We start from the raw sequence: 4,260 nt of genomic DNA on the forward strand, positions 1-4,260 counted from the left end.
TGCGAATAAGCGAGCATTCGTGAGAAAACTTAATCGTACCGAGGGAGTTCAATGATGGCAGCGGCGAACCAGTCCTTTAAGGGGGCTGGTTTTTTCAATACATAAGATAAGGAATGTGTTGAAACTGTCGTTACGCTAACGGGCAGGGATAGTTCCAATATGTGCATTATGTTTCCCCCATTTCCTATGGATTTTACCGCTGGCATCGTTACGGTGGGGCAGTAGATAAGGACACTTTACTTATTAAGTACCTTGCTATACAATGTACTTAATAAATAAAGGCAAAGATGGTGGTTATGCCATGGAAATTGATAAAGAGGTTTTGAAGGGATACATAGACACAATACTTCTCAGCCTTCTAAGGGAAAAACCGGTTTATGGGTATGAGTTGGCTAGAACGGCATTTGACCGTAGTGAGGGCACTTTTGAATTAAAAGAAGGAACGCTTTATTTATCTCTGAAGCGCTTGGAAAAGAACAAGTTGGTAACATCATATTGGGAAGATTCAGATAGTGGTGGAGGCAGAAGGAAATATTATGAGTTAACAGAAGCTGGGGATTTACGCTTGAGAGAAAAAAAAGCGGAGTGGATATTTATGCGGTCATTAATAAATCAGTTCATGGAGGGTATTGAAGAATGAATGAAATTTATCAGACTCTAAGCCCAAAAAGTAGAAAACTAATTAATCAGCATATCGATAGAATTTGCAACAAAATGAATGAATCTCCTAAAGAAGTGGAAGAATTCCGGGAAGAGATGATCATCAACTTAACAAGCAGCGTTGGATATTGGATCTCAAAAGGCTTAGATCAAACAGACGCAGTTAATAAAGCTTTAAAGAGCTTTGGTGAGCCTCAAGAAATTGAAATCGAACTGAAGGAACTATATAGAATCAAGAAAGTGTTTTCCAGTAATATACTGAAGAGTTCAATCGCTATGTTATTGCTAGGGGTCATTATATTAGGCTGGTTTTCATATTGGAATAAATCTCATAGTTTTGATAGTGGTATGAAAGTATTTGAAATCGTGCAACAGGAATTAGGCACAACTGATAATCCAATCAATGAACAAATGAAAGAAAAATTAGAACAGAGAATAAACAAGAGTATTAGTATTTCAGGAGTTGTCCTTCGAATAGAAGATCTGAGCAAGCGCAAGCCAAATCAGAAATACCCAAACCCAATACAATACAAATACCCAGAAAATCTAAAACTGGACAATCTAAATAATATTCCTCATACAAACAACATCTTCACATACATTGTTCCAAGTGAATTTCAGATTCAGGTTCCGGGTACAAATAATACTATTATCACAGATTTGGGCATTAAGTTGTTTAATAATACGACGTTCATGATAGGTATTACCTTACTGTTTGGGTATTGGATATTGTTTGCAATATGGGCTAGCATGAATATTTATTACAAAGGTCATGGAAAAACGGTATGGGTGTTCTTGTTTCTATTGTCAAATATCCTTGGCTATGGGGCTTACTTATTAATGATAAAACTTCGTTCACGATTCATTTAAAGAAGTGGGTCAAACTGCAACTTTTCGTCTGAAATTGAAAGAATTAGTTTGCTGGACGCAGAGATAAGGATTTGGAAATAGCAGGCACAACCGTTCTTTTTAAGAAAGGGTGAAATAACTGGATTCAGGTGGTGCTTAAACATGGATTTTCCCGAAAGGATCAGTATTCTAAAAACGTTCGAAGTAGACTGTTATAGGATCTGTTATTACTTACTTCAATGTGAAAAATTAGCTTCGCAGGCTGCTACAAATGTTATGCGTGAATTGTATTTACACGATACATTTTATTTACAGGATCTTGAGACAAAAAAAATGACGTTAAAAAAAACCTCGATCAAACACGCTCTTGAACTATATAAATGCTATTTGAACCGAATGTTAGTCTAGACCTTGAAAAATTTCTAATTGAATGCCTGACGACAAGAACATGAATAGATGGTTATATTCTGCTGGCAATATGGCAGATGTTGAACTCCCTCGGTAAAATGTAATTTTTTTTCGGCTGAATCTCTTTAGAGCACGAAGAATCTCCGGTATATTAAGGGGGAACCAGTTCATGTGGTATAAATGGATATTTATTATTTGCTTAATTTGCCTCACTATAGGCTGCGGAAATCAAAAGATAACGGACCTTGTTACTCAAGAATCGCCACCAGTAGTTGAAAAAAAGCAGAATTTCATTTTGATTGAGAACAATAATGACGGAATGTCCCGTAGGCATTTAGAATACGATTCGCAGGAAATTGGAAAATTGGTAGTTGATCCAGATTATTACAATCAGCATGATTTTCAACGTGGCGAAGTAATTTATTATAAAATGCCTGCTATTGATAAGCGCAAAGTTACGCGTGCAGATCCACCTGTAAACAATATTTCAAGAGTAATCGCTCTGCCTGGAGAAGTTATACAAATAAAAAAAGGCGTAATTTATATTAATGAAAAAAAATTAGATACTTTTTATGGGAAAGCTCTACAATGGGGACTGGACGAAGAGGAGCTTGCTGAGGTAACTAAGAAAGATGGGTCGTGTAACAAAGCATGTCAAGAGACCATGAAAAGTTATTTTGACATGGATTTAAAGAAGATTACTGTTCCAAATAACCAACTCTACGTCCTTGGTGATACATGGTCAAGAAGTATTGACAGCCAAGTCTTTGGTCTATTGCCCATTGCTAATGTGAAAGGTAAGGTTTTGGGATATGAAAAAATATAAAGTCACTATTAAGTGATTCAGTTGGATGTGTTTCAGTTGCATGCTGCAGACTTTAAAGTTAGTATTGTTCCGATATAATAATTCTCGTTAAGCTAAAGGGATACGTTAGTGAGGAGCTTGCCGCGAGGCAGCTCCTCTTTCGTTTATTGGAAGCTATCGTAACTTAGCAGCCGTTCTGTAAGGGTAGTTGAAATAGTTTAGAATTGTGTGGAGGTCAGACAGACGTAATAATAGAAAAGAGGGAAACAAAGTCATCCAAAAAAGGGAGGCAGGAGAACGTGTCGAACATGGATAAGGAGAAACAGGCTCAGGAGAAAGCAAAAACGGTGTATGAAACAGGCGAGATCATAACGACGAAAGTGTACAAGGTCAGCCCGGAGCAGAAAGAGGAACTCGATCGTCTGTCAGCTGAGAGGCTCGAAAAGTTACGCGAGGAGGCAATACCGAAGATCCGCGAGCGGTACGAGCAGCTGGTCAAGCTCCGGCAGCAACAGCCGATGGCCGACGACGGTCGCAAGCCTCCGGGGGATTAAGCTAACGGGTACGATAGCGCAACAACCAGGTCATTAAAGTAACGGGTACGATAGCTTACACCTATGATGAAGCTGCCGGCAAGATTGGCAGCTTCATTACGTTAACGGGCAGATTAGCAGAGAGAAATTTCCATCCAGTTCCGTTATAACATTTAATTTATGAACCTCGTCTATAACAAATAGAGGGGGAATTAGACCATGCGTTTAAAATTAATATTTTTGATTTCCGTTGTTGTACTGTTGCTTTCTGCTTGCGGGGTGAAACCAGATAATAATACACAAAACACTGGAGAAGGAACCTCGACAACTGCTTCGTCAACCAAGGATAAAGGTTTCATAGGGTATGTCGTTAAAATCGACGGAGACCGTATCCTTGTGGTTTCCCCCGATGTTAAAGATTACAGCTCCACAGGAGGGCAAAATAATTTTTATCCCGCGATTTGGTTTGGTGAAGCGCCATCTAATATTGAGGTCGGAATGAAGGTGGAGGCTTGGGCAAAGGGAGGAGCGATTAACGATTCGTACCCTGGTCAAGGCTCAGCCGAGTGTGTTTCCGTAATTACGGATTCTCATGCAGAAGGAGCTGAGTTGTCTGACGCGGAAGCCGTTAAAAAGGCGATTTCCTCGCTTGAAATCGAAGAATCTCATTTTGCTGTGGTCAAAGAAGTTCAGTTTGACCCGTCTGCTTCCGTATGGACAGTTTATGTGCTAAACGAAAATCGTGATGATGTCATACCAATTAAGGTGTCCGATAAGTGATTGAGCTAACGGGTACGATAGAAACACATGTTGGAGCAGCTTGCCAACGCCAGCTGCTCCCTTTTTGGGCTCAACTAATAGGCAGATTACGCTAATACGATCGGGCAGGATCGCACCGCACGGCCGACCAATGCCTTACGTTGTGGACTCGCTTATTTTGTATCACGGTGCACCGTGCTGCCATCGTAACACCTTCTTTTAAATTTGCTGTTACATAAGTTTGCC

5 protein-coding genes are annotated in these 4,260 nt (G+C 39.6%); all 5 read left to right on the forward strand.

The features are described from left to right. Positions 1–301 precede the first annotated feature (301 nt). The 5 genes from AC0YNV_RS40435 (at position 302) to AC0YNV_RS40455 (ending at position 4,035) form a co-directional block, all read left to right on the forward strand. Positions 302–640, forward strand: a complete 339-nt coding sequence (locus tag AC0YNV_RS40435; RefSeq protein WP_475773090.1) for a PadR family transcriptional regulator — start codon at positions 302–304, stop codon at positions 638–640. Beyond that, a complete protein-coding gene (locus AC0YNV_RS40440) occupies positions 637–1,530 on the forward strand; it encodes a permease prefix domain 1-containing protein (RefSeq protein ID WP_475773091.1) in 894 nt (297 codons plus the stop codon). The genes AC0YNV_RS40435 and AC0YNV_RS40440 overlap by 4 nt, the downstream gene beginning before the upstream one ends. Positions 1,531–2,086: 556 nt before the next feature. Beyond that, the gene (gene lepB, locus AC0YNV_RS40445) at positions 2,087–2,743 is read left to right on the forward strand and encodes a signal peptidase I (protein WP_475773092.1); all 657 of its coding nucleotides are present in this window, start codon (positions 2,087–2,089) and stop codon (positions 2,741–2,743) included. Between the two features lie 287 nt (positions 2,744–3,030). Next, positions 3,031–3,276 carry a hypothetical protein gene (locus tag AC0YNV_RS40450; RefSeq protein ID WP_475773093.1) on the forward strand — a complete coding sequence of 82 codons (246 nt, stop codon included), beginning with the start codon at positions 3,031–3,033 and terminating at the stop codon, positions 3,274–3,276. 198 nt (positions 3,277–3,474) lie between these two features. Continuing rightward, the gene (locus AC0YNV_RS40455) at positions 3,475–4,035 is read left to right on the forward strand and encodes a DUF3221 domain-containing protein (protein ID WP_475773094.1); all 561 of its coding nucleotides are present in this window, start codon (positions 3,475–3,477) and stop codon (positions 4,033–4,035) included. The last annotated feature ends 225 nt before the right edge of the window (positions 4,036–4,260 follow it).

The organism is Paenibacillus sp. JT31N11, from assembly GCF_056269285.1.

What these genes read in the sequence shown, in the direction of transcription:
- AC0YNV_RS40440 (WP_475773091.1), top strand. Translation starts at nt 637, where the DNA reads ATGAATGAAATTTATCAGACTCTAAGCCCAAAAAGTAGAAAACTAATT.
- lepB (WP_475773092.1), top strand. Translation starts at nt 2,087, where the DNA reads ATGTGGTATAAATGGATATTTATTATTTGCTTAATTTGCCTCACTATA.
- AC0YNV_RS40450 (WP_475773093.1), top strand. Translation starts at nt 3,031, where the DNA reads ATGGATAAGGAGAAACAGGCTCAGGAGAAAGCAAAAACGGTGTATGAA.
- AC0YNV_RS40435 (WP_475773090.1), top strand. Translation starts at nt 302, where the DNA reads ATGGAAATTGATAAAGAGGTTTTGAAGGGATACATAGACACAATACTT.
- AC0YNV_RS40455 (WP_475773094.1), top strand. Translation starts at nt 3,475, where the DNA reads ATGCGTTTAAAATTAATATTTTTGATTTCCGTTGTTGTACTGTTGCTT.